The sequence below is a fragment of the Bradyrhizobium sp. AZCC 2230 genome (genome assembly GCF_036924495.1).
GTDB lineage: Bacteria > Pseudomonadota > Alphaproteobacteria > Rhizobiales > Xanthobacteraceae > Bradyrhizobium > Bradyrhizobium rifense.
This window is the reverse complement of the sequence record NZ_JAZHRS010000001.1, coordinates 73741-96288: the sequence shown is the minus strand read 5'-3', so window position 1 is coordinate 96288 and position 22548 is coordinate 73741. Positions and strand designations below refer to the sequence as shown.

At 62.8% G+C, this 22548-nt stretch carries 22 protein-coding genes and 1 pseudogene; 4 read left to right on the top strand and 19 right to left on the bottom strand.

The window, feature by feature from the left end; all coding sequences use genetic code 11:
• Positions 1-45: 45 nt before the first annotated feature.
• The 4 genes from V1280_RS00475 to V1280_RS00460 are packed head-to-tail and all read left to right on the top strand — an operon-like array spanning position 46 to position 3422.
• A complete protein-coding gene (locus V1280_RS00475) occupies positions 46-759 on the top strand; it encodes an ABC transporter ATP-binding protein (RefSeq protein ID WP_334518017.1) in 714 nt (237 codons plus the stop codon).
• Positions 756-1460, top strand: coding sequence for an ABC transporter ATP-binding protein (locus tag V1280_RS00470; protein WP_334518015.1), 705 nt, complete (start codon positions 756-758; stop codon positions 1458-1460). The genes V1280_RS00475 and V1280_RS00470 overlap by 4 nt, the downstream gene beginning before the upstream one ends.
• 7 nt (positions 1461-1467) lie before the next feature.
• Complete coding sequence (locus V1280_RS00465) at positions 1468-2334, top strand: branched-chain amino acid ABC transporter permease (protein ID WP_334518013.1); 867 nt, start codon at positions 1468-1470, stop codon at positions 2332-2334.
• Entirely contained in the window at positions 2331-3422 is a 1092-nt protein-coding gene (locus tag V1280_RS00460) for a branched-chain amino acid ABC transporter permease (RefSeq protein WP_334518011.1), read from the top strand. The genes V1280_RS00465 and V1280_RS00460 overlap by 4 nt, the downstream gene beginning before the upstream one ends.
• A gap of 365 nt (positions 3423-3787) precedes the next feature.
• Here the strand turns inward: V1280_RS00460 and V1280_RS00455 are convergent, their stop codons facing one another.
• The 19 genes and pseudogenes from V1280_RS00455 to V1280_RS00365 all read right to left on the bottom strand — a co-directional run bounded on the left by V1280_RS00455 (position 3788) and on the right by V1280_RS00365 (position 22287).
• On the bottom strand, positions 3788-4150 hold the full coding sequence (locus tag V1280_RS00455) for a DUF2274 domain-containing protein (RefSeq protein WP_334518009.1): 363 nt from the start codon (positions 4148-4150) through the stop codon (positions 3788-3790).
• A 5-nt stretch (positions 4151-4155) separates the two neighbouring features.
• Positions 4156-5430, bottom strand: a complete 1275-nt coding sequence (locus V1280_RS00450) for a TrbI/VirB10 family protein (protein WP_334518007.1) — start codon at positions 5428-5430, stop codon at positions 4156-4158.
• Positions 5427-6452: a P-type conjugative transfer protein TrbG gene (gene trbG / locus V1280_RS00445; RefSeq protein WP_334518005.1), complete on the bottom strand. Its 1026-nt coding sequence runs from the start codon at positions 6450-6452 to the stop codon at positions 5427-5429. The genes V1280_RS00450 and trbG overlap by 4 nt, the downstream gene beginning before the upstream one ends.
• On the bottom strand, positions 6449-7153 hold the full coding sequence (gene trbF / locus V1280_RS00440) for a conjugal transfer protein TrbF (protein ID WP_334518003.1): 705 nt from the start codon (positions 7151-7153) through the stop codon (positions 6449-6451). Before trbF ends, trbG begins: the two co-directional genes overlap by 4 nt.
• A 3-nt stretch (positions 7154-7156) precedes the next feature.
• Positions 7157-8320, bottom strand: coding sequence for a P-type conjugative transfer protein TrbL (gene trbL, locus V1280_RS00435; RefSeq protein ID WP_334518001.1), 1164 nt, complete (start codon positions 8318-8320; stop codon positions 7157-7159).
• A gap of 13 nt (positions 8321-8333) precedes the next feature.
• The gene (trbJ, locus tag V1280_RS00430; RefSeq protein WP_334517999.1) at positions 8334-9086 is read right to left on the bottom strand and encodes a P-type conjugative transfer protein TrbJ; all 753 of its coding nucleotides are present in this window, start codon (positions 9084-9086) and stop codon (positions 8334-8336) included.
• A 27-nt stretch (positions 9087-9113) separates the two neighbouring features.
• Positions 9114-11696: a conjugal transfer protein TrbE gene (gene trbE, locus V1280_RS00425; protein WP_334538092.1), complete on the bottom strand. Its 2583-nt coding sequence runs from the start codon at positions 11694-11696 to the stop codon at positions 9114-9116.
• Entirely contained in the window at positions 11690-11947 is a 258-nt protein-coding gene (locus V1280_RS00420; RefSeq protein WP_334517997.1) for a VirB3 family type IV secretion system protein, read from the bottom strand. The genes trbE and V1280_RS00420 overlap by 7 nt, the downstream gene beginning before the upstream one ends.
• On the bottom strand, positions 11947-12216 hold the full coding sequence (locus tag V1280_RS00415) for a TrbC/VirB2 family protein (protein WP_334538090.1): 270 nt from the start codon (positions 12214-12216) through the stop codon (positions 11947-11949). The genes V1280_RS00420 and V1280_RS00415 overlap by 1 nt, the downstream gene beginning before the upstream one ends.
• A 120-nt stretch (positions 12217-12336) precedes the next feature.
• Positions 12337-13320 (bottom strand): P-type conjugative transfer ATPase TrbB, encoded by a 984-nt coding sequence (gene trbB / locus V1280_RS00410; RefSeq protein ID WP_334517995.1) that lies wholly within the window; start codon positions 13318-13320, stop codon positions 12337-12339.
• A complete protein-coding gene (locus V1280_RS00405) occupies positions 13313-13825 on the bottom strand; it encodes a CopG family transcriptional regulator (protein WP_334517993.1) in 513 nt (170 codons plus the stop codon). The genes trbB and V1280_RS00405 overlap by 8 nt, the downstream gene beginning before the upstream one ends.
• Positions 13826-13874: 49 nt before the next feature.
• The gene (locus V1280_RS00400; RefSeq protein WP_334517991.1) at positions 13875-15899 is read right to left on the bottom strand and encodes a conjugal transfer protein TraG; all 2025 of its coding nucleotides are present in this window, start codon (positions 15897-15899) and stop codon (positions 13875-13877) included.
• A gap of 466 nt (positions 15900-16365) precedes the next feature.
• Positions 16366-18390: a relaxase/mobilization nuclease RlxS gene (gene rlxS, locus V1280_RS00395; protein WP_334517989.1), complete on the bottom strand. Its 2025-nt coding sequence runs from the start codon at positions 18388-18390 to the stop codon at positions 16366-16368.
• A gap of 317 nt (positions 18391-18707) precedes the next feature.
• Positions 18708-19898 (bottom strand): Fic family protein, encoded by a 1191-nt coding sequence (locus tag V1280_RS00390; RefSeq protein WP_334517987.1) that lies wholly within the window; start codon positions 19896-19898, stop codon positions 18708-18710.
• Positions 19899-20179: 281 nt separating this feature from the next.
• Positions 20180-20722: a S26 family signal peptidase gene (locus V1280_RS00385; protein WP_334517985.1), complete on the bottom strand. Its 543-nt coding sequence runs from the start codon at positions 20720-20722 to the stop codon at positions 20180-20182.
• Positions 20712-20930, bottom strand: a complete 219-nt coding sequence (locus V1280_RS00380; RefSeq protein ID WP_334517983.1) for a helix-turn-helix domain-containing protein — start codon at positions 20928-20930, stop codon at positions 20712-20714. Before V1280_RS00380 ends, V1280_RS00385 begins: the two co-directional genes overlap by 11 nt.
• A gap of 131 nt (positions 20931-21061) precedes the next feature.
• A complete protein-coding gene (locus tag V1280_RS00375; protein ID WP_334538087.1) occupies positions 21062-21601 on the bottom strand; it encodes a DUF2285 domain-containing protein in 540 nt (179 codons plus the stop codon).
• A gap of 123 nt (positions 21602-21724) precedes the next feature.
• Positions 21725-21967: pseudogene (locus V1280_RS00370) on the bottom strand (transcriptional regulator domain-containing protein); the annotation flags it as partial.
• Positions 21964-22287, bottom strand: a complete 324-nt coding sequence (locus tag V1280_RS00365) for a DUF736 domain-containing protein (RefSeq protein ID WP_334517981.1) — start codon at positions 22285-22287, stop codon at positions 21964-21966. The pseudogene V1280_RS00370 and the gene V1280_RS00365, both read right to left, overlap by 4 nt.
• Between the last annotated feature and the right edge of the window lie 261 nt (positions 22288-22548).

Genomic DNA, 22548 nt, shown 5'->3' with positions numbered 1-22548 from the left:
GTACCCCGCGCATGTCCACGAGGCAAATTCATCCGGTGAGCGGCCATGCTGGAACTCCATTCCGTCTCGAAGACGTTCGGCGCCATCATCGTCGCCGACGCCATCGATCTGACGCTTGCGCCTGGTGAAGCGCTCGGGGTGATCGGGCCGAACGGCGCCGGGAAGTCGACGTTGTTCAACCTGATCACCGGGCTGTTGCGGCCGAACTCCGGCCGCATCGTCCTCGACGGCGTCGACATCACGGGTCTCTCGCCCGAGGCACGCTGCCGCGCCGGCATCGGCCGCTCGTTCCAGATCCCGCAACCGTTCGATCATCTCTCGGTGTTCGAGAACCTTGCGGTCGCCGCTTTGTTCGGCGGCGGGCTATCGGAGGCGGATGCCGTCCAGCATTGCGGCCGCATGCTTGATCTGACCGGCCTAGAAGCCAAGGCCAATCGGCTGGCAGGGAGCCTACCGCTGCTTGATCGAAAGCGGCTCGAACTGGCCCGGGCGCTCGCCACCGGGCCACGTACACTACTGCTCGACGAGATCGCAGGTGGTCTCACCGATGCCGAATGTGATGAACTGGTGGAAACCATTCGCACCATCCACGCCGAAGGCGTCGCCATCATCTGGATCGAGCATGTGGTGCACGCGCTGCTCGCGGTCGTGCAGAGGTTAGTGGTGCTGAACTTCGGCAAGGTCGTCGCCCAGGGCCTGCCGGCCGAGGTGATGCGCTCACGCGAGGTCGAGACCATCTACATGGGAGTGCCGGCATGACCGCACTGCTCAATGTCACCGCCCTCGACGCGTTCTATGGCGACTTCCAGGCGCTGTTCGGCATCGATTTCGAGCTCAATCAGGGCGAGGCGGTCGCGGTGATCGGCGCTAATGGCGCCGGCAAATCGACCATGTTGAAGTCGCTGGCCGGACTCGTGAAGAGCCGTCCCGATTCCATTCGTCTCAGCGGGCGGGCGATCGGCGATGTGTCCGCCGCCAGAATCGTGCGACTCGGTCTCGCGCTGGTCCCCGAGGGCCGCCAGCTGTTTCCCTCGCTCAGCGTCGAGGAGAACCTCCTAATCGGCGCTTATGGCGGCGAACGCAGCTCGCCCTGGGATCTCGCCGCGGTCTACCGGATGTTCCCGGTGCTGAAGGAGCGGCGGCGCGGTGCCGTCACGGCACTGTCGGGCGGCCAGCAGCAGATGGTGGCGATCAGCCGCGCGCTGATGTCCAACCCGTTGGTCCTGCTATGCGATGAGATCAGCCTCGGACTCGCGCCGATCGTGGTGGAGGACATTTACCGGATGCTGCCGCAGATTCGCTCCGGCGGCACCGCGGTCGTGCTAGTCGAGCAGGACATCGCCCGCGCGCTGCGGGCCGCCGATCGCTTCTATTGCCTGCAGGAGGGACGGGTGACGCTGAGTGGACGGCCGAAGGATGTGGATCAGGACACGATCCGCGCGGCCTATTTCGGAGCATGAGGGAGCGATGAGCGGGTTCGACACCATCATCGAAGGCGTGCTGCTCGGCGGTGTCTATGCGCTGTTCGCTCTTGGCCTGTCGCTGATCTTCGGCATCATGCGCCTTGTCAATCTGGCGCATGGCGACCTGATTTTGCTCGCCGCGTATCTGGTTCTCAGTGCCACCACGGCGCTTGGCCTGCCGCTTGCGGCCGCATCCCTGCTCGTCGTCGTGACGATGTTCGCGCTCGGCTTCGTGCTGCAGCGGCTGGTGCTGGAGCGGGTTCTCGGCGACGACATCCTGCCGCCGCTGCTCGTCACCTTCGGCCTCTCGATCGTGATCCAGAACGGACTGCTGCTCGGCTATGGCGCCGACAGCCGCCGGCTGCAGGCAGGGGCCTTCGAATCCTCGTCGGTGACACTCGCCCCCGGCCTGAGCGTCGGACTGGCGCCGCTGACGGCGCTGGTGACGGCTATCGCCGCCGTCGCACTGCTTCAGCTCATCTTCTATCGCACCTCGCTCGGCCGCGCCTTCCGCGCCACCGCCGACAATCCCGCGATCGCGCAATTGATGGGCGTCAACGAGCGTAGTGTCTACGCGATCGCGGTCGGGCTCTCGCTCGCGGTGTCGGTGATCGCCGCTGTTGTGTTCGGCATTCGCGCCAGCTTCGATCCGTCGATCGGGCCGGCGCGGCTGCTCTACGCGTTCGAGGCCGTGATCATCGGCGGCCTCGGCAGCCTGTGGGGCACGTTGGCGGGCGGCATCGTGCTCGGGCTCGCCCAGGCGATCGGCGGACGGATCAATCCGGAGTGGCAGATCCTGGCCGGCCATCTCGCCTTCCTTGCCGTGCTGATCGTGCGGCCGCGCGGTCTCTTCCCGGCGAGGCGGACATGAGTGTCGAAAGCATCCGTATGCCGGCAAGTCGGGAGGCGCGTCCGGCAGGTCCGCCGGTGTGGCAAATTCGGATCGGCACACGGCTGTCGCGCGTTGCGGCCGTGGCCGGGATCATGCTGGTCGTGGCGCTTGCTGCGCTGCCCGCCCTCGCGTCTCGTAACCTCATCCAGGATCTGATCTTCGTTCTCACCATGCTGACGCTGGCGCAGCTCTGGAACGTGTTGGCCGGATGGGGCGGGCTGGTGTCGGTCGGGCAGCAGGCGTTTGTCGGGTTCGGCGCCTATGCGCTGTTTGCCGGCATCGTGATGGTCGGGCTCGATCCCGTCGCGGCGATCCCGCTGGCTGGTCTGTTTGCGGCGCTGATTGCAGCGATGCTCGGGCCGCTGCTGTTCCGTCTGGAGGGGCCATATTTTGCGATAGGCAGCTGGGTCGCAGCCGAAGCGCTACGGCTGATCTGCGCGCAGTTCAAATCGCTCGGCGGCGGCACCGGGATGTCAATCACGCCCGCCGAGCTCTCGCAGATGTTCGGGCTGAAGGCGGTGCAGGCGCTGCTGGGCCTACGTCCTGCGGCCGCGCGCGACGTGCTGGTCTACTGGCTTGCACTGCTGCTCGCAGTGCTGGTCACGCTTGGGATCTATGCCTTCATGCGCTCGCGCCACGGGCTTGCGCTGGCAGCAAGTCGCGACAACTCAGCGGCGGCGCGCAGTGTCGGCGTCCACACCGCGCGGATTCGCCATGTGCTGTGGGTCGCAGTTGCCTTCGCCACCGGCATGGTCGGTGCCCTTGTCTATCTGCAGAAGGCGCGTATTTCGCCCGATGCCGCCTTTAGCGTCACTGACTGGACCGCCTATGTGATCTTCATCGTTGTGATCGGCGGGGTGCGCACCATCGAAGGACCGATGGTCGGTGTGCTCCTGCTCTGGGGACTCGTCACCTATCTCGCCCAGTATGGCAGCCTGTATCTGGTCGTTCTCGGGACGCTCGCCATCCTGACCATGTTGTTCATGCCGAAGGGTGTGTGGGGCGCGGCGGCACGCCGCTGGCAATTGCAGCTGTTCCCGACACAGCGCTGGCTCGGCCGCAGCTAGCTGCACATAGCGTTGTCGTCGAGGCCGGAACGGCCCGCTTCCGTTTCTCCAAATTGGCGAGCTTTTCCGCGCGGCGGGCGCAAGCGGCTTCGGCTTGGCCAATCGCATCATCAAGTTCCGCGCTGGTTGCGCAATTTGAATAACCGCTTCGCAACGCGAATAGGATTCTCCATTTAGGCCGTCGCGTTGATCGTTAAGCTCCCTTCCGCGCAGGATATAAGTGCGCTGCCTCTCCAGAGGCCAAAGACGATCGTACGATTCCACTGGTCAAAAAATAGGTGTCCAAAATCCAGCCCCGGGTGCAGCGACTTGAATGTTCCATCAGCTCGTGAGGGATGCCATCAGCCAGATATCACGTGAACCGATTACTCCGGTTTAGATGACGGAAATCTCTGGCTGGCGTCCTCCCTGTTAGTGGGCCGGAGGGATAGTTCTCTGCTCTTACCGGGGCTTTCCCCCGGCTCTTCCTCGATAGACTGGTCATTGTGACGTCGAGGCGTACCAATCGATGGGTCCCTCGTGCTGCCTGCCCGGCAGGCTCGCTTGAAAGCCGTGTCGCCATCTAGAAATGCCTCCAGCATAAACGGTACGAGATCGGCCACCTCCTCCCGAGTACCGTAGGTCTCTGCATAAAAATCGGCGTAGTCGCGAAGCCGCCCCGCAAGGTTCGGCGTCAACGTCGTGTTGAGTTTGACCAGGGTGCGGTCGGGCAGTTTCGAAAGCTTCATGGGCACTACCTCGCCTTGGACACCGTCTGAATGTCCTGATAGGGCTTGAGCGTCAGATCCTTCGAAACAATCACCCTCAACGGCCATCCCGGCCGCACCGTAATCGTCGGCTGAACATCAAGCTCTCTCTCCGCCAGCCGCTGCCCTGCACGATTAGTCGTCTGCTGCGTGCTTTCCCGTAAGGCCTTGACGAGATCGCTCTCATCGTTGCCGATCGACAGTTGGGTCCCCACCCCAATCAGTGTTGCCAAAGCCACGCCCTTGAGCAACTGCCAGGTGTGGAAATCCACCTCATCTTCGAGACCGGCATAACCAGCGACATCGGTGGCCGAAAGGTTCTCGATCACGATCGAGTTGCCGTTCGGCAGAATGAGCCGTGTCCAGACCACCAGCGCCCGCTTCTGGCCAAAGGCGACGACGCTATCGTATTTTCCCACGAGCCGCGTCCCTTGCGGGATCAAGAGGTGCTCACCCGTTACAGTGTCGTAGACGTTCTCGGTGACCTGACCAATGGTAGCCCCGGGCAAGTCTGAATTCAGCCCCGTGATGAGAGTCGCCGGGATGATCGACCCCGCCATCACGGCATAGGTCGACGGCGCCGGCTTGAGCGCATGGGGATTGGTGGTCTCCGTGTCCGATTTCGCTCCCACGAAGGCAAGCTTTCGCGCCTGGGATGAGGGGATGATTTCGCTGGAGCGGTCGATCATCGCCTGCGCCGTCTTTGCAAGTTCCGCGGCGGACGGCCCGGTATCGGGCGTTGAAGGCCGAAACGCGGATGGAGCAGCAGCCGGCGCTTCGGTCGTGCTTGTCTGTTTGCGCTTCTCCTGTTTCTCCGACAGGCGGACGAACAAGCCCGACTCCTTTGCCTGCTGATTGATCCGCGTCTGGCGGATTCGCTCGGCCCGTTCGGCGTCTTCCTCCGGGTTGGTCTGGAAGCTCGGGTCCGATGCCAGGCCGGCATTCTTCTCGTTTTCGGCAAAAGCCCGGCCAATGTCCCCAGGCGACGGCGGTCCAAGCCGCGGCGTCGATGGCAGCAACTGCTCATAGGACTTTGGCAGCTTGCTCAATCCCTCTGCGGTCTGCTTGCGGTCCGTGTTGTAGAGCTCTGTCCGCTCCGACTGCTTGAGGGAGTGTGGCCGGAGCGCAATGAGTATCGCCCCGCCAACAAACAGCGCCGCGGCGGCGCAGCCGACCATGAGGGCGCGCCTGTTGAGGCGCCGAACGGGCCGCGGCCGCGCTCGTAGTTCCAACGGCTCCGGATCCTGATCCAAGCTCGTCATGAGGCGCTCCCGGTGCTGAACGCCTGCGACACCGGTCGCGCATCGATACGGATGATCCGGACGATGCGCTGCGGACTTTCACCCAGACGAAGCTCGGCGGCGCCGAACATCCGATCGACGATGTAGTAGCAGCCGCGAACGCGGTAGTTGACGAGGTTCGGCCGGCCATCGGCTCCGGCGACGAACAAGGGTGGCGCCTCACCTTGCGACAGGCCGGACGGCATCTGGATATATACCTTGCGGCCGTCGTCGAAGGCACGCACTGGACGCCACGGGGGATCGTCTCCTTCAATCCGATAGCGGAAATTCAGGCTGTCGAGCCGCACACCGCGATCGGCGATCCGCTCCTCGCTTTCGTGGGCGGCGACATTCTGCTTGTGGAGCGCAACGAGGGTATCGGTCGGATACGTCCAGGAGATAGAAGCCATGTAGGTCTGCTTGGTCGAGACGAGCTCAAGGTGATAGGCCCGCCGGTCAGTCAGGACCACGAGGTTCGTCTGAATATCCGGCAGCGTCGGCTTGACCAGGATGTGCACCCGCCGGGCGCTCCCCTGCCCGCTCATGGTATCACCGACCACCCAGCGAACCGTATCGCCGGTGGAAACATCGATCAGTTCCTCACCCGGTTGAAGCGCGATGGTCGAGACCTTCTCCGGGCTGGCATAGAGCCGGTAGAGTGCGCCCTCCGTCCAGGGATAGACCTGGATGGCGTTGATATAGCCGGCGCGCGTCGGCTCCATTCGCGCAGCCTTGTTCGCCTTCGCGATCGCCTGCTCCGGCGGCAGTTTTTCTTCCTTCGCGGCCTTTGTCGGATAGGGCTTTAGCTGGCCCGGCAACGGCAGGACCTTGGGCGTTTCGACGACTTGTACCGGTGCCGGCGGATCGGCCTCTGGAAATCCCTTCTCAAAGACCATTTCATCATAGGGCGCTTCGAGATTGAGTTTGGTGGCGCATCCGGCAAGCGCAAGCGACAAGGCGATGACGCTGGCCGACGCGAGTTTGGTGAGGGCTTTCGAATTCATTTGGCGTCTCCAATGAGGTCGCGCGACCAGTTGAGGGAATGGACGTAGAGGCCGAGCGGATTCTTCCGCAGCGTTTCGGCATCCGCGGCTGGCTTAAGAACCGTCGTGACGAGACCGGTGAAGCGCTCTGTCTTTGCGATCGCGCCGTTCTCGTAGGTGTTCTCTTTCCAGCGGATCTCGAAGCTATCGCTGGACGCACGGACGACGGACGTGACCTCAGCGGTCACCGTCTTGGAGCCGATCTTCGTGAATGGATCCGCCTCGCGTGCGTAATCGTTCAAGGCTTGCGCGCCGCGGTCGGTAACGAAGTCGTAGGCACGCAACCAGTTCGCCCGGACAATGACCGGGTCGATCGATAGCGAGCGCACGTTCTCGATAAATCGTGCGAGAAAGTGAGCAATCTGCGCGTCTGACGGCTGATATGCTTCGAGCGCCGGCCCGACTGCCCGAACTTCGCCGAGCCGATCGACCTCGACCACGTAGGGAGTAACGCCCGACCGGGCGATCTGGGTAAAGATCGTTAATCCGAGGACGCTGGACAGGCCGATAGCTACCAGCGCGGCCAGCCGCCAGTTGCTGGCCTGCACACGGGCAGACCCTAACCGCTCGTCCCAGACCTGGGCTGCCTTCTGATAGGGGGTGACCGGCTCGGGCGTTTCGCCATAGCGAACGGACACGCGCTGAAATGGATGACCTGCCATGTGTTACTCCTCCCCCAACTTCGGACCCGAAGAATGCCCGCCCTTGTCACCTTCTTTCAGTGTGTGAGCGACGACCTGAGCCGCTTCCCTTGCGTGTCCCCGTGCTGACGAGGCGGTTGCTCGACCCGCCCCTGCGGTGGCTCCGCCACTGACTGAGCCGCCCGCGCTCGCACTCGAGACTTGATCCACCGCCAAGGCGCGTGCCGCTGTGCCCGCAGAAGCTGACGCCCCGGAGAGCGATGCTGCGGAGCGGACGGCGGCCATTGAACCGCCTGCCGCAGCGCGTAAGCCACCCATGGCCACCGCTCCGCCACCGATCACAACAGCCGCCGCACCGGCAACCGTTCCAGCGGCCGCGCCGGCGCCAAGCTGGGGCGCCCCCGAGACCAAACCTGCCGCAATCCCAGGACCGAATATCCCAAGCCCGAACAGCGAAAGAGCGGCGAGCAACAGGCTCATCGCTGAGGCGATGTCGATCGGGTGCGTCAACGTGCCTGCAAGCTGTCCAAAGATAGTGGACCCGATGCCGACAATGATCGCGAGCACCATAACCTTCACGCCGGAGGCGACCACATTCCCGAGCGTCTTTTCTGCGAGGAAGGCTGTCTTGCCCCAGAGCGCGAACGGCACCAGGATGAAACTTGCCAGCGTCGTCAGCTTGAACTCGATCAGCGTGACAAAGAGCTGCACCGAGAGCACGAAGAAGGCGAGCACAATCAGAATCCAGCAGAACAGCAAGATCAGGATCGTCGGCAAGTTCGTCAGGACGTCGAAGCCGGAGAACTGGCCGGTCTCCTCCAGAAGAGGATGGGCAGCCGTAAATCCGGCAGAGGCGACGAAGCCCGGCCGCGCCAGATCGGCCGCGCTCAACGCTGCCCCGGAGGCTTTCAGACCGATGCCGGAGAAGGAGTTGAAGACGATGTCAGCAAGGCTCTTGAAGTTGCCGATGATGAATACGAAGGCGCCCACATAGAGCACCTTCTTGGCGAACGAGACCAGGATCTGGTCGTCAGCGCGGGCGCTCCAGGCAAGCCCGGCCAGCGTCAAGTCGATTCCGACCAGCGTCGAGCTCAGGAATGTCACTTCACCCGAAAGAAGGCCGAACCCTGAATCGATGTAGCGCGAGAAGGTCTCGGTGAAGCGGTCGATGACCGTGAGATCAGCCATGGGACGCCCTCGCCTACTTGCCACCGCTATACGCGTGACCACTGCCAATGAAGCGAATGAATCGCTCCCTGGCAGCAGCAGCGGATGCCTCCTGGTCGGCGGCTCGCAACGTGTCCGCGCGTGCCTGGGCGGCCATGAGAGATTGCGTCTGGAGCGACTGTTTGACCTGCAAGGCCAGGAGCTCATTGCCGGACTGCTGCGCCTGGAGTGAGCCGATGGCACCGGACGAGTTCGCCATCAGGGAGCGAAGCGTATGGCCATCCTGGTCCAGCGAGCTGGCGATCGCCGACTGCATGGTGAGCGCCTGCTTCAGGCCCTCGTGGCTGTTGTTCCAGCGCGCGGTCGCATCCTGCACCATCTTGTCGGACGAAACCGCCGCTCCGTACTGACGCGGGTAAAGTCGTTCGAAATCCTGCTGAGATTTCTGGACATCGAACGAGATGCCTTTTGCCTGAGCGATCAGGCCGTTCATCTGATTGATCGTTGAGGCGAGCTGTCCCACGACGCTTGTCGGCAGGCCCGCAAGGTTTTTCTTCTGGTTGAGCAGCGACTGCGCCTGGTTTTGCAGGCTTCGGACCTGATTGTTGATCTGTTCAAGCGATCGCGCGGACGTCAGCAAATTCTGGCTGTAGTTCGAAGGATCGAACACGACGAGCGCCTTAAGGCGCCGGGAACCGTACACGGCAACGACGAGCGACAGAGTGATCGCAGCGCTCACCTTGAGCGATCTACGAACGAAACAATCGCTCAGATTGAACTTCAGCATGGACGTCTCCAGGGGTTGGTATTGAGGTTAAGCCTTTTGGGCCTGTTCGAAGGTGCTGATCAGGTTGGCTGCCCAGTGCAGCCCTCTTTCAGCGAGATAGCGCTTGGCGAAATGATGCGGGCCGGATCTCGCCAAAACCGCATCAATGGTGCGCTGATCCTCGGGCGACGATGCCGCGGCAAGGGCGAGCGCTACGGGTCCGAGCCCAAGCTCGAAGAGCCGGTTGCCAGCACGCGACTGCAGGTAATAGTCGCGTTTGGGAAAGGCTTCCGCGATCAGGCGGACCTGAGTGTCGTTCAACCCAAACCGGCAATAGGTCTCGGTCTGGGTCGGCTCTAGCGCACGTGGATTCGGCAGAAAGATCCTGCTTGGACAGGATTCGATGATCGCAGGCGCAATCTGGCTGTCGGCGATGTCAGCGAGCGACTGGGTGGCAAAAATCACGGCCACGTTCTTCTTGCGCAGCGTCTTCAGCCATTCACGTATGCGGCTTGCGAACAACGGGTCGTCCAGAAACACCCAGGCTTCGTCGAGCACCAGCAAGGTGGGCCGGCCGTCAAATCGCTCTTCGAGGGTGTGGAAGAGATAGGTGAGAACTGGTGCCACCAGGCCCGGCAACGCCATCAGTTCCTCCATCTCGAAGGTGAGCACGTCGGCATCGGAGAGACGGTCGGCGTCCGCATCGAGAAAACGTCCGTAGGGTCCTTCGAGCGTGTAAGGCTGTAGCGCCTGCCGCAGCGCGTCGCGGGCAAGCAGCGCCACGAGCCCGGTCATCGTCCGCTGCGGGACGGGCGCCGAACCGAGACTTCTCAGCGCCGACCAGAGCGTCTCCTTGACTTCCGGCGTCACGGTCACGCGCTCATGGGCAAGCACGCCGCAGAGCCAGTCGAGCGCCCAGAGCCTGGCTCCCTCCTCCGCGACATCCCTTAACGGTTGAAAGGCGATGCCGCCTTTAGCGCCCAGTTCGTACCAGGCGCCCGTCAGGGCGAGCGTGGTCGCGCGCGCGGACCGGCCCTTGTCAAAGGTGATCAGTTGAGCGTTTGGGTATCGACGGAATTGAAGGGTAAGCATCGAAAGCAGGACCGACTTGCCCGCGCCGGTCGGACCGACAATGATGGTATGCCCGACATCACCGGCGTGGAGCGACAACCGAAACGGGGTCGCCCCCTTGGTCTTGCCAATCAGAAGCGGCGGTCCATCAAGGTGTTCGCAGCGCTCCGGCCCGGCCCATACTGTTGACAATGGGCACATGTGGGCGAGGTTTAACGTGTGAACGATCGGCCGGCGGACGTTGGCGTAAGCCTGCCCTGGCAGGCCACCGAGCCAGGCCTCCACCGCATTGACGCTCTCGCGGATGGTCGTGAACCCTCGGCTGTTGATCACCCGCTCGATCGCACGGATCTTTTCGTCCGCTTGGCGCGAATCCTCGTCACTCACAGTGACCGTCGTTGTGATGTAGCCGAAGGCAACCAGGTCGTCGCCAAGCTCGGAGAGCGCGGCGTCGGCGTCGAGAGCCTTGTTGCTGGCGTCGGTGTCGAGCAGAGCGGCCTGCTCGTTGAACATGACCTCTTTGAGGATCGCGGCAAGCGACTTCCGCTTGGCAAACCACTGCCGGCGGTAACGCGACAGCGTCGCATTTGCCTGCGTGCGATCGAGCGGAATGAACCGGGTTGACCAGCGGTAGGCAACGCCAAGCCGGTTCAATTCGTCGAGCAGGCCAGGAAAGGTAACGTGCGGAAACCCAAGAACGGTCAGCGCGCGAAGATGGCTCCGCCCGATGGCGGGCGACAATCCACCGGTCAAGGGCTCATCGCTCAGGAAACAATCGAGATAGGCCGGAATCTCGGGAACGCTGACCGGATGGCGCTTGGTCGAGATGCAGCTATGAAGATAAGTGAGCGTCTCCGCGTCGTTGAGAGGCCAGATCTCGGGCAAGACCGACGAGAGTAGATCGATCGCCTGGTCGGTTTGCTGGATGAACCGTTGGAGATGATCCCGGTAGCCCTGCTCGTTTCTCCCGGGCTTTTGCTGACCATCGATACCGGCGTCGTGAATGTCGCCCTGTGCCGAATTCTCGCGTCGATCGGCATCAGCAGTCGATCGATCGCGGCGAAGTCGCCGACCTCTTCTGGTCGCGCGTTCCTTCTCCGTCTGACGCTCGAGGAACAGGCCTTCGAGGCGCGAGATCCGCTCGGCCGGGGGCAAGTACATCAAGGTCAGATGCAGCACACTCTCAAAGTGCTGCCCGCGTGACGGATCTTCCCATGCTACGCCAGCGGGTCCTTCAAAGGCGGCACGCCGCTCTTCATCCACCAGCCAGGACACCGGATCGGGAAACTCCGACCGTGGATATTCGCAAGCAGGGATGCGCGTGGCATCAAAGAAGAGAGCCCAGCCTGAGCCAAAACGCTTCAGAACGTTGTTGACGCGGGACGCGACGCTCATCAGTTCGGCCTCCGTCGCGCTGTCGAGGTCCGGTCCGCGGTAGCGTATCGTCCGTTGAAAGCTGCCATCCTTGTTGAGCACAACGCCTGGAGCGACCAGGCATGCCCATGGTAGCCAATCAGCCAGCCGATAGGCATGGCTGCGGAATTCTCTCAAGTTCAACATGCGAGCCGGCCCTTGTGCTTGGTGTGACGGATCGCGACTTCGACGAACGCCGGGTCGCGCTTGGCAAGCCAAACGGCCATGCTGTGTCCGACGATCCAGAGCGCGAGGCCTACCAGCCAAAGCCGCAAGCCGAGCGCCATCGCAGCCGACAGGGTCCCGATCAGAATAGCGGCCGCACGCGGCGCGCCGCCGATCAGGATGGGTTCAGTCAACGAACGGTGGAGCACGAGTTCGAATCCTTCCGCGCGCATCACATCAGCGCTCCACCGCCGAACGAGAAGAACGAGAGGAAGAAGGAGCTCGCAGCAAAGGCGATCGAGAGGCCGAACACGACCTGGACCATCTTGCGGAACCCACCGGAAGTATCGCCGAAGGCCAGCGATATGCCGGTCACGGTGATGATGATGACGGCGACGATCTTGGCGACCGGCCCCTGAACCGATTCGAGGACGCGCTGCAGCGGGGCTTCCCATGGCATGCCGGAACCGGCGGCATGCGCGGCGGAGACGCTGAGAAGCATGCAGGCAGAGGCCACGCCAAACTCCACCAAGGGAGAAAGCCGGCTGACCGAACAGAAGCTACGCAGGCGCGAACGCACGTATAGACGCAGTCCAATGGGCATTTTGCAGTCTCCTCGGGGTCAGGGGCGGTGGGCGGTGTTTAGAAGTCCGGGCGGGGTCTCGAGCAGGTAGTCGCCTGACGGATCGAGGCCTTTGAGTTCGGCGACGGCCTCGATGCGCCGTGCCGGGCCGCGCCCCTTGATGAAGACAATCAGGTCGATCGCCTCGGCGATGAGCCGACGCGGCACGGTTGCGACCGCTTCCTGGATGAGCTGTTCGATCCGGTAGAGCGCAGCGCGAGTCGAGTTGGCATGGACCGTGGCAATTCCGCCGGGGTGGCCCGTATTCCAGGCCTTCAGCATGTCGAGCGCTTCGGCGCCTCTGACCTCGCCGATGATGATGCGGTCGGGTCGCAAGCGCAGCGTGGAGCGGACAAGATCGGCGAGGCTCGCCACGCCGGGCTTGGTCCGGAGTGTCACGGCATCTTTTGCATCACAGCGCAGCTCGCGGGTGTCTTCGATGATGACCACCCGCTCCTCGAGGCCAGCGATCTCGGCAAGAAGCGCATTGGCAAGCGTCGTCTTGCCCGAACCGGTGCCGCCGGCGATCAGGATGCTGCGCGCTTCGGTGACTGCGGCCGTCAGCACCTTCGCCATCAACGGCGAGGCAATCTGCGCCTTGACGTAATCGGACAGGCGGAACGTGGTCGTTGCGGGCTTGCGGATGGCAAAGCAAGGCGCAAGCGAAACCGGCGGCAAGACGCCTTCAAATCGCTCACCAGTTTCGGGGAGTTCCGCCGAGACGATTGGAGACGAACCGCTCGCTTCCGCCCGCACGTGGCTGGCAACAAGCCGGATGATCCGCTCCGACTCCTGCGGCGTCAGAACAACGCCGGCGTCTAACCGACCCGTCCCGTGCCGATCAAGCCAAAGCCTCCCATCGGGATTGACCATGACCTCGACGACATCAGGCTCTTCCAGAGCCAGCGCGATTGCCGGTCCCATCGCCGTCCGCAGCATGCCCCGGCGTCGTTCGCGGGTTTCTGGCGAGAGGAGATCAGACATTGCCGACCTCCTCTCGCCCTGCCGGAGAATGCTCCGGCGGCTCACCCGTCGCGCTCGGCGCGCGGGATTCAGTGTCGCTGGGTTGGACAGCACCCAGAGGGGCGCCTTCCTCCAGGTTCCGCATGAAGAGATCCGGCTTCGAGGCACTGACGCGATCCATGACGTCGGCCACAAGCCGGCCACCTGAGGCGACGCGTTTGCCGACCTGGGCGACAAACATCTCGAACCGCTCGCGTCCGAGCGCACGCGCTGCGTCCTGATCTTGCGAAGGCAGTGGCGGCGTGATGGTCAGGTAGTAGCGGATGAAGAGCGCCATGGTTTCCGCCAGAACGCCAACATCGCGGTCTGCTCGTTCCAGTTGCCGGCTCATCCGGTCCAGCCTTCGGATCAGCGCCGCATCGCCGCTCGTGTCCCGCTCGGGGTTGAGAAAGCGATCCAGCGCAGCATCGACAATGGCTGATTTATTTTCCGGGACGCCTGGATGCGAGCTCGAGCCGCTGCGCAACGCTCTCGGAGACATAGGCCGACAGTTTCGGTTTCATCAGGAACACTCTTCAGAATGAGGGGAGAAGATCGTCGTCGTCGCGTGTGACGGCATGGGCGCGTACGGCGCTTGACGCACTTGCTGCCTGCTGCATCTGGCTGCGGTCGGCGGCGACGTCTGACTCGTCGTCGAGCAATCGCTCTTCGAAGGCGCGAGGCTCGTTCGCAGCCGGTGCGGCCTCGTCGAACAACGCCAATTGCTGCTTGAGGCCGCCTTCCTCACCTCCCGTCTGCAGCAGCTCGCGATACGGCAGGGTCGCAAGGCGAAGGTCGGTGGTGCGCACCTCGCCACGCCAATCGTCAGGGCGTGCTGCCGGTCGATCTGGATACGCGTTGCCGATCAAAGTCGGTGGTTTGCGCAGCCGACTAACGAAGTTTGCGTCCTCATAGTGCCGCAGCTTGACCGCGCGGACCGGTGCGAGCCCCGAAACCAGCACGATGGCCTGGCTGGGCGGCAGCTGCATCACTTCGCCCGGCGTCAGCAGAGGCCGCGCGGTCTCCTGACGGCTGACCATGACATGGCCGAGCCAGGGAGCCAGCCGATGACCGGCATAGTTGCGCTGCGCACGCAGTTCGGTCGCGGTGCCGAGGGCGTCCGAGATCCGCTTGGCGGTACGCTCGTCATTGGCGGCGAATGCGATGCGGACATGACAATTGTCGAGGATTGCGTTGTTGTCGCCATACGCCTTTGCGATCTGGTTGAGCGACTGCGCGATCAGATAAGCGCGGATGCCATAGCCGGCCATGAACGCAAGCGCGCTTTCGAAGAAGTCGAGCCGGCCAAGTGCCGGAAACTCATCCAGCATCATCAGGAGCTGGCGGTGCTTGGGGCCACCTGCCTTGGTGTTCATTGTCTCGGTCAGCCGGCGGCCGATCTGGTTGAGGATCAGCCTGATCAGCGGCTTGGTCCGACTGATGTCCGACGGCGGAACGACGAGATAGAGCGTGACCGGCTTGTCGGCACTCACGAGGTCGGCGATGCGCCAGTCACAGCACTCTGTGTTTCGGCTGACAACGGGATCGCGGTAGAGGCCAAGAAAGCTCACGGCTGTTGACAGAACACCGGAACGCTCGTTTTCGGACTTGTTGAGCAGCTCTCGTGCGGTCGCAGCGACGACAGGGTGGACTTTCGGCTCCGCTTCGGTGCCGAGGTGATTGGTTGCCAGCATGATCCTGAGCATCTTCTCAAAGGACTGCGCGGGATCGGCCAGGATCTCGGTTACGCGTGTCAGCGTCTTCTGCTCTTCCGCGTAGAGAACGTGCAGGATGACGCCGACAAGCAGCGAGTGGCTCGTCTTCTCCCAGTGGGTTCGGCGCTCCAATGCTCCTTCAGGGTCCACCAGGATGTCGGCGATGTTCTGGACATCGCGCACTTCGGCTGCGCCCTTGCGGACTTCGAGCAGCGGATTGTAGCGCGCGCTTTTCGCATCGGTCGGATTGAACAGCAGGCAATGCGAGAAGCTGGAACGCCAGCCGGAAGTTAGCTCCCAGTTTTCGCCCTTGATGTCGTGCACCACCGCCGATGACGTCCACGACAAGAGTGTCGGCAGAACGAGCCCGACGCCCTTGCCTGAGCGCGTCGGCGCAAAGCACATCACATGCTCCGGCCCGTCATGCCGGAGATAGCTGTCTTCGAATCGGCCGAGAAACACGCCCTTCGCGGCGAAGAGACCAGCTTCCTTGATCTCTTTGGGCATCGCCCAACGAGCTGAGCCGTAAGTCGTCACGAGCTGATTTTGCCGCGCCCGCCACACCGAGTTGAAAATGGCAAACAGCGCGCTGGCGATACCACCAGCGGCAGCGATGGCCCCGCCCTCTTCAAAGATTTCCGGAGCATACGCCTCGTACGCAAACCACCATTCGAACAATCGCCAAGGTAGATAGACGGGATGTCCCGCAGCTAAGAACCAGGGCGCGCCTAGCCGCTCCTGAAAACCGAGGGCCGCCGCGGTCCATTGCGTCGCTCCCCACGTTGACGCGATGACGATGCCGAAGACGACGGTGATCTGACCGATGTAGATTTTTGCTGGAAACATCTTCCGCCCCATTCACTCGCGTTAGCGAGCGCGGCGAGATGAAAAGCGCGAGTGACCGGAGCATTCAACATGAATAAAAATCGTCGGCGGCAACGAGATCCGTGTCGATCAAACTCATCAATGTGAGATCGACGATGCGCCAGTTTCGTCATGCTTGAGGAAACACCTCAATAGAAGGTGAACGGCATGATCAAACTGGATCAGTCGTCTAGCGCCGTCGATTGCTCACCTCACAAGCACTGTGAGCGAACAAGCGAACGAATCGAACGAGCCTCGTTCGAAAGTTCTCGGCACGATGACCAAGGTCTCTGCTACGCAATCTTCGATCGTGCGCGCGGTGCAGCCCGCGAGATCGACCGAACAACAAACCTAGCTGGACTAGCGTTGGTTCTGGCGACTCGCGCGCCGCTACAGGGTGGGATTGGCCCCCTAGCTGACGGTCGTCGCTAGGCTGGCCTGGAACAGTCTACAGACCCAGGCCACGCTTTTGCCCGATTGACCACGAGATCCCTTCTCCGCCGACGGTGCCGGTGACCATCTGCCCACGCACGCGCTCAAGGACCGGCCGCCAGGGCACCAACGCAAAATCGTGCGATCGTTCGATGAGAGCGAACCGACCGCTATTGAGCGTCAACATGCGTCGATAGACGCCACTGATCGTGTCGCCGTCCCTGACGTCTCGGTGCTCGAGACCGGTTCGTGACACGATCTCCGCTACAGCTTGGGTCAGCTCGCGCCTCTCAAGCGCCTGCAGCAGATCGCGGGCGTACAAGACGCGTCCGCCATCCTCGCGCGCCAGCCCCTGCTCCATCAGCCATTGGCGCCTCGCGCGCATTGCGACCTCGACCTCTGCCCCCATGCCGCTCGGTCCGAGCGCCTCGGGCAGCTTGGCGATCAGCTGACGGTCAAGCCAGGTCGCCCCCACCGCGTGTGGCAGATCCTCAAGCCTTTGCCACGACACGACGGCAAGATTCACGGGATTGCGTGCGCGCCGGCGGCTCTCAAACTCAAGCGCCCGATCGAGGTAGTCGTCTCCCACTTTCCATGCGCCGTCAGCCGGGCGCGTGACCAGTCCCTCCTGCCGAAGTGCCTCTAGTCGGCGCTCATGGGAAACGACAAACTCCCGCGAGGCCTGCCGGTCGAACTCATGATGCAACTGCGCGCTATAACGCCCACGATGCCCCGCAGCGACCGCTGCGATGGTCCGGTCGACCTGCCGCGGCTCTGCGGCACGCGACTTGATCTCCACGATGGTGTTCCGGACGGGTGCCTCATCACGAGCCGCGAGTGTGCCAATCTCGGCATAATGCGTCCGCCCATCAAGACAATCGAGCACGATATAACGGCGCTCGCTCAGCTCATCCGCAAACCCCTCACCGACCACACGCCCGACCAGCCGCTGGCTGTTCTGTCCCGGATCAAAAATCGTGTAGCCGCCAGCAGCGCGCGCAAGTCCGGCCGCGGCAAGTTCGCGGTGCATGGTCTTGATGATGTCGCCGCGCTCGCCCATGCGCCTGAGCTTGGCCTCAAGCCCGGCGTCGATCCGCCACTGGCCGGGGGCGGTCTCTTCCGCAAGTCCCATCCGCTCGAGCGCTCGTAGCCGCCCCATCCGGGCGGCTTGCCAGACTGGATCTCTCGCCGGCATCGCGCTGAGTTCAAGGGCGCCGTCCGGCGCATCGCGCTTGATGGCCCGGTCAAGGCGCGTGAACCGCTCGGCTGTGACCTCCTGCTGGAGCTTGCGCGCGATCTCGATCTCCGTCTCGGGACCGAGCTCCCGGGTGATCAGATCCGTCGCCCTCGCCCGCAAGCCATGAGCGATATAGTCGCGGGCAATCACGAGGTCCTGTCCCTTGTCATCCTTTCCGCGCAAGATCACGTGGCTGTGGGGATGACCGGTATTGAAATGATCGGCCGCGACCCAATCGAGCTTCGTCCCCAGGTCGCTTTCCATCTGCCGCATCAGATCGCGGATGAAGGGCTTCAGGTCCGAGAGTTCCGCGCTATCCTCGGGCGCCACGATGAACCGGAACTGGTGGCGGTCGCCGTCGCTCCGTTCTGTGAAGGCCTTGCCATCGGCGCGCTCGCTTGCAGCATCGTAGAGCTGGCCCGGCTCGCCGTCCCGCGTGACGCCGTCGCGCTGCACGTAGCGCAGATGCGCGCGGATAGCACCGCCATCGCCCGCCTTGATGCGCACAATGCGGGCCTTGACCACGACGCGGCGCTGGCCCTTGCTCCGCCCCCTCCCGGCCAGCACCGCACCTTGCGCGTATCCGCGACCGATCCGGCCACCCGAGAAGTTGGACTTGCGATGCGAACCGGCTCCGGCTTTCTCCGCCGCCTGGCGCACACGCCGCAGATAGCTCGTCGGCTTTCGGGCTCTGCGGTTGCCGATCCGCCCGAGTTTCACTTCGAATTCGTCGTCGACACTGCGCATGACGCGAGCTCCCTTCAGGAAGACCGCGGATATGTGAGGCCGGCGCGCGATCGCCAAGACACAGACGAAAAGATTAAGCGACGCAATCGAATTGGCGACATCGCGCAGCCAGGTGTCGATAAAACCGGGATGTGCAGACAACGACTTAAGCACGGTGAGGCGCCAGTGCTTTTATCTTGCCCTCCCGCCTGATCTACCGGCTGATTGCTCCATGCTGGATTGCAGTTCGTTGGGCATGGATATCGTCACGCTCCGGTGCAAAGCTGCACAGACCTGATCGGAGCCTGGCCGACAGGGAAAGCAAACAATGCTGCGCCCAGATTCGTTCGCAGAAACCGTCGTGCGACACGTTGGAAAGCGCGCTTTCGTGCCCCTCAGATCTCCGGAAACAGTCGCGGAAACAGCACGTCGAGCGTATCCATGGGAAAGCGCAACGACACCGGGCCCTTGGGTGTTTCGGAGGCGAGAAGACCGGTTGCGACGACATCGTTGAAGACGCGCCGTGCCGTGCGTTCGGGAAGGCCGGTGATGCGCGGGACATCGCCACGGTCGAATTGTCCGCGAATGAGCGCCTCCTCCAGAAGCCGCGCGGCTTGCGGCTTTAGCTGCTCGCTCCTCTCGACGAAACCGCGCAACCGCTGGGCCAGCGTTTCGATCTCGAACAGGCTTTCCATGAACGTCACCTGATCCAGGCAAACGCGCAGAAACCAGAGAATGAATTCGCTTAAAGCCCGTTGCGAGAGGTTGCCCCGGCCGTCGAGATCGCCCTGCCGGGGCATGTCGGCATGGTCCATCATCCGCTTGTAATCGCCTGGGCCGGTGAGGCCGCGCGCCAATCCGCGCGAGACAGACCACAGCCCGTGCGCACCGATTCCGGCAAGATGCGCCATGGCGTGGCTCATCAGGCGACTGACGCGGCCGTTGCCGTCCGGGAAAGGATGGATGTAGTTGAAGCGATGATGTGCGGCCGGAATCGCGATGATCCGCGCCGCCTTGCCGAAGCGTTCGAAGCGATAGCGGTCGGCAAAATACGTCATGAAGGCTGTGATGCGATCGCTGGAAGGCGGTTGATGGCGGCCGACTGAGACATCCTGTTCGGTGCTCGACCGCCATGTGCCGGGCTGCATCGTGAACTCGCTACCGTTGCCGCGGATGCAAAGCATCTCAGGCGCGGCGTCGCGGTAGAATTCGCGGTGGAGCCAGAGAATAAAATCGACGGAAGCTGGTTCGGCTAAGCGATTTTCACGCGCCATGGAATCGATTTCGGACTGCACGCGCACGTGGGCTGCCGCCTCGATCTGCAGGTTGCGGCGTTGCTTGTCGTTGTCGAAGTTGCCGTCGAGGGCGCGCGCGATGTCGCGCGGCCTGGTGTTATGTCCTTCGATCAGGTTGCTGTAATAGGTGTTCATGATCCGCACGAGGCCCGCGAGATTGGCGGCGGTTTGCGGATTAAGCGCGTGACCGAGCTTCGCGGTCGCGGCCGAAAGCTCGGCCACCACGTCAGAGATGGCCTCGGGCACTTCTTCCAGCCTGGCCGGCTCGATGCGTTCGACGGTTTCCAGCATTGGGGGCATTTTGGCCGATCCGGTGGTCTGTTAAGGTATTAAATATAAATGATTTTCATGTTAAGATCGCCTGCTTTGGCCGATCTTTTGGCCGATTTTGGACAACGGCCTTTTCAGGCAATTTTGGCCGATCCATACGCCAATCAAGACATTGATAAGTAACGATAAAATACAATAAAATACCCGTTCTGGCCGATTTCTTGGCCGATCTTGGTGGATCGGCCTGTCTCTTGTCAATCCGCGCTTCGCTCTCGCGCCGGACCGCGGCCAAATGGAGCGAACTATCCCGGTGGATTCCAGGTCCAGACCGGACGCGCGACGCCGATGACATCGCATCGCATGACCGGCCCGAAATACCGTGAATCAAACGAGTGAGGATGGGGCTGCAGCAGGAAATACTCGCCCTCGATGAGGGTGAGGCAGCCATCCCACGACGGCAGCGGACGGCCCTCGCGGTCCTTGTCGAAGGTCTCGGCGATGGTCTTGCCGTTCACACTGACGACCCCGGTCCCATTCACTTTGGAGCGGCAAACCTCATCGCCACCGATGGCCGCGACCTGCTTCACCAGGGGGACTCCGGGCTCAAGAATTCCGCGCGCGACGATCATCATTTCGACAAGTAGCGGCGGCTGAACGATGACGGTCTCGCCTCGTTGCGGAAGCCGGTTCTCGACGCTGTAGAAGCCTAGCGGCGCGCTGCCGGAGGCATTGTAAAGGACGAGCGGCGCATGGGTTTGGAGCGAGGCTAACATGGCGACGAAGCCCGCCGAGACCGTGGCCAGAATGGCGATGCGCTTGCGCTGGCGGAAGAACTCACCTCTCATCGGATGTCGACCTCCGCTGGCCCGCCTTGGAATAGTCGACGAGATCGTCGATGTGGTAGCGCACGTAGCGACCGTGCTTGCGGTACAGCGGCCCGGTGCCGTTGACCCGCATCTTCTCCAGCGTGTTCTTGGTCAAACGCAGCCAGGCGGCTGCCTCCTTGGTATTGAGAAAGGGATTATCGGGTTGCTTGCTCTCGTTGCCTGTCATTGCGCCTCGCACATGCGCCGCCGGCGAATTCCGGACGTGAGAGGCAAATTCGTCGGATCGGAGCCATGACGGGAGTGGCGCAATCAAGCTGGCGGGATTCGCCACCCAACAGGCGGCAGCGTCATCAAGCCTCAGCCGAGAAGGTCGCGATAGCCGCCCTGCATCAGCTCCCTGCCCTTGGCAACGAGCCGCCGCGTTCGATCTTTCAGGAATTGGCTCATACCGTTCCATTCCTCCGCCACATGCTTTTCGCCGAAGATCGCAATCGCAATCTGGCGATAGGTCTTCCCGGCCAATGCCCCGTCGAGCGCGATCAAGGCGTGCCTGAGGCGCTCATCATTGGCAAAGGGCGAGCGGTGGACAGCGGCGGGATCTTCTCTGAAGCGCTGTAGGGTCTTCAAGCACTCGGTCTGGCCTTCGATATCTTCGAGGTCATCGAGCTCGAACACCAATGATGCCGGACTCGCCAGTGCCGGAAGGCCGTAGATCTTCAGGAGCACATAGCTCGACGGTCCTTTCAACGTCACCACCGGAACTCCGTCGACCCCAATGACGGCCGTCCGGCTGACCTTGAAGTCGGCAAGGCTCATTTTTGGTGCGCCGTCTCGATGTTGAAGCTGAGTGCCACGGGCACGAATGACCCGCCGGCTCATCGTCGGCAGCCAGAACACGGGCGAGCTGCGTGCAGTGTTGAAGGGGTCTGCGAACGCGTAGAGGCCCCAATTTTCTGCCTTCGGATATCGTCTGCGCAGGCGTAGCAACGGCGTGCCGTCCTGCAGTGTGATGAGCGTCAGGCGCCACGGCACGGCGGCGCGCCAGTCGGCCAGATAGTCCGGATTGCGGCGCAGGAACTCCCACGCCCAGTCGCTTCCATCGCAAGGCTCTGCCTCCGTGAAGCTGCGCGCGGCGTCCGTCCCCGGGCGCTCTTGGCCATGATTGCTGCTCAGGACAGCCCCCCAGTGACTGTGACGATGCTCGAAGGCGATTGCGGCGTGAGAGAGGCCCCCGCGCCTGGCGCGGGGGCCGGCGTCCCTCAATCGGCGGGATTCCAGATGATGGCGAAGACGCTGTCGTCATCCTGGCCGGCGGCGCGGCCGAGATTGGCGTAGAGCTTGCGCGGTCCGAACTCGGGTGCGGCCAGCGACAGGCTCACATAATCCTTGCCGCTGGTTTCCCCGCGCCGGGTCCAGCCCGCGCCGATCTCGACGCCCTGAGTGACGACGCGGAAGTCCGGATGGGTGTCCGCGCTCTTGTCGCGGTTGGGGACGATGTCGATGTCGGCCCTGATCGAGACGGTCTTGAGCTGGCCCTTGAAGGCGCCATTGTCGAGCTTGGTGACGTATCCGATCGCGGTCATGGTCTTTCTCCTTTGATGCCGCAGGAGCCGATCCCCTGCGATGGCAAGACCGTGATGGGGAGCGAAGCGCCACCGAACCCGTCAGGGGCGGAGCGCCAGCGGCGCAGGCGAGCGAACAGCTTTTTTGAAGGCGAAGCCGCCGCGAGGAGCCGGCCGCAGCCGGCGGGGAAAAAAGCTGGGCGTCGAGGGTTTCGGGCGGCGGGGCGCTTCCCATAGGTCTTGAAGCCATGAGCAGGGGATCGTCGACTGCGGCAGTTAAGG

Coding starts and splice junctions, on each gene's coding strand:
- V1280_RS00475 (WP_334518017.1), top strand. CDS start 46: ATGCTGGAACTCCATTCCGTCTCGAAGACGTTCGGCGCCATCATCGTC.
- V1280_RS00470 (WP_334518015.1), top strand. CDS start 756: ATGACCGCACTGCTCAATGTCACCGCCCTCGACGCGTTCTATGGCGAC.
- V1280_RS00465 (WP_334518013.1), top strand. CDS start 1,468: ATGAGCGGGTTCGACACCATCATCGAAGGCGTGCTGCTCGGCGGTGTC.
- V1280_RS00460 (WP_334518011.1), top strand. CDS start 2,331: ATGAGTGTCGAAAGCATCCGTATGCCGGCAAGTCGGGAGGCGCGTCCG.
- V1280_RS00455 (WP_334518009.1), bottom strand. CDS start 4,150: ATGAAGCTTTCGAAACTGCCCGACCGCACCCTGGTCAAACTCAACACG.
- V1280_RS00450 (WP_334518007.1), bottom strand. CDS start 5,430: ATGACGAGCTTGGATCAGGATCCGGAGCCGTTGGAACTACGAGCGCGG.
- trbG (WP_334518005.1), bottom strand. CDS start 6,452: ATGAATTCGAAAGCCCTCACCAAACTCGCGTCGGCCAGCGTCATCGCC.
- trbF (WP_334518003.1), bottom strand. CDS start 7,153: ATGGCAGGTCATCCATTTCAGCGCGTGTCCGTTCGCTATGGCGAAACG.
- trbL (WP_334518001.1), bottom strand. CDS start 8,320: ATGGCTGATCTCACGGTCATCGACCGCTTCACCGAGACCTTCTCGCGC.
- trbJ (WP_334517999.1), bottom strand. CDS start 9,086: ATGCTGAAGTTCAATCTGAGCGATTGTTTCGTTCGTAGATCGCTCAAG.
- trbE (WP_334538092.1), bottom strand. CDS start 11,696: ATGTTGAACTTGAGAGAATTCCGCAGCCATGCCTATCGGCTGGCTGAT.
- V1280_RS00420 (WP_334517997.1), bottom strand. CDS start 11,947: ATGCGCGCGGAAGGATTCGAACTCGTGCTCCACCGTTCGTTGACTGAA.
- V1280_RS00415 (WP_334538090.1), bottom strand. CDS start 12,216: ATGCTTCTCAGCGTCTCCGCCGCGCATGCCGCCGGTTCCGGCATGCCA.
- trbB (WP_334517995.1), bottom strand. CDS start 13,320: ATGTCTGATCTCCTCTCGCCAGAAACCCGCGAACGACGCCGGGGCATG.
- V1280_RS00400 (WP_334517991.1), bottom strand. CDS start 15,899: ATGTTTCCAGCAAAAATCTACATCGGTCAGATCACCGTCGTCTTCGGC.
- V1280_RS00390 (WP_334517987.1), bottom strand. CDS start 19,898: ATGCTGGAAACCGTCGAACGCATCGAGCCGGCCAGGCTGGAAGAAGTG.
- V1280_RS00385 (WP_334517985.1), bottom strand. CDS start 20,722: ATGAGAGGTGAGTTCTTCCGCCAGCGCAAGCGCATCGCCATTCTGGCC.
- V1280_RS00380 (WP_334517983.1), bottom strand. CDS start 20,930: ATGACAGGCAACGAGAGCAAGCAACCCGATAATCCCTTTCTCAATACC.
- V1280_RS00365 (WP_334517981.1), bottom strand. CDS start 22,287: ATGACCGCGATCGGATACGTCACCAAGCTCGACAATGGCGCCTTCAAG.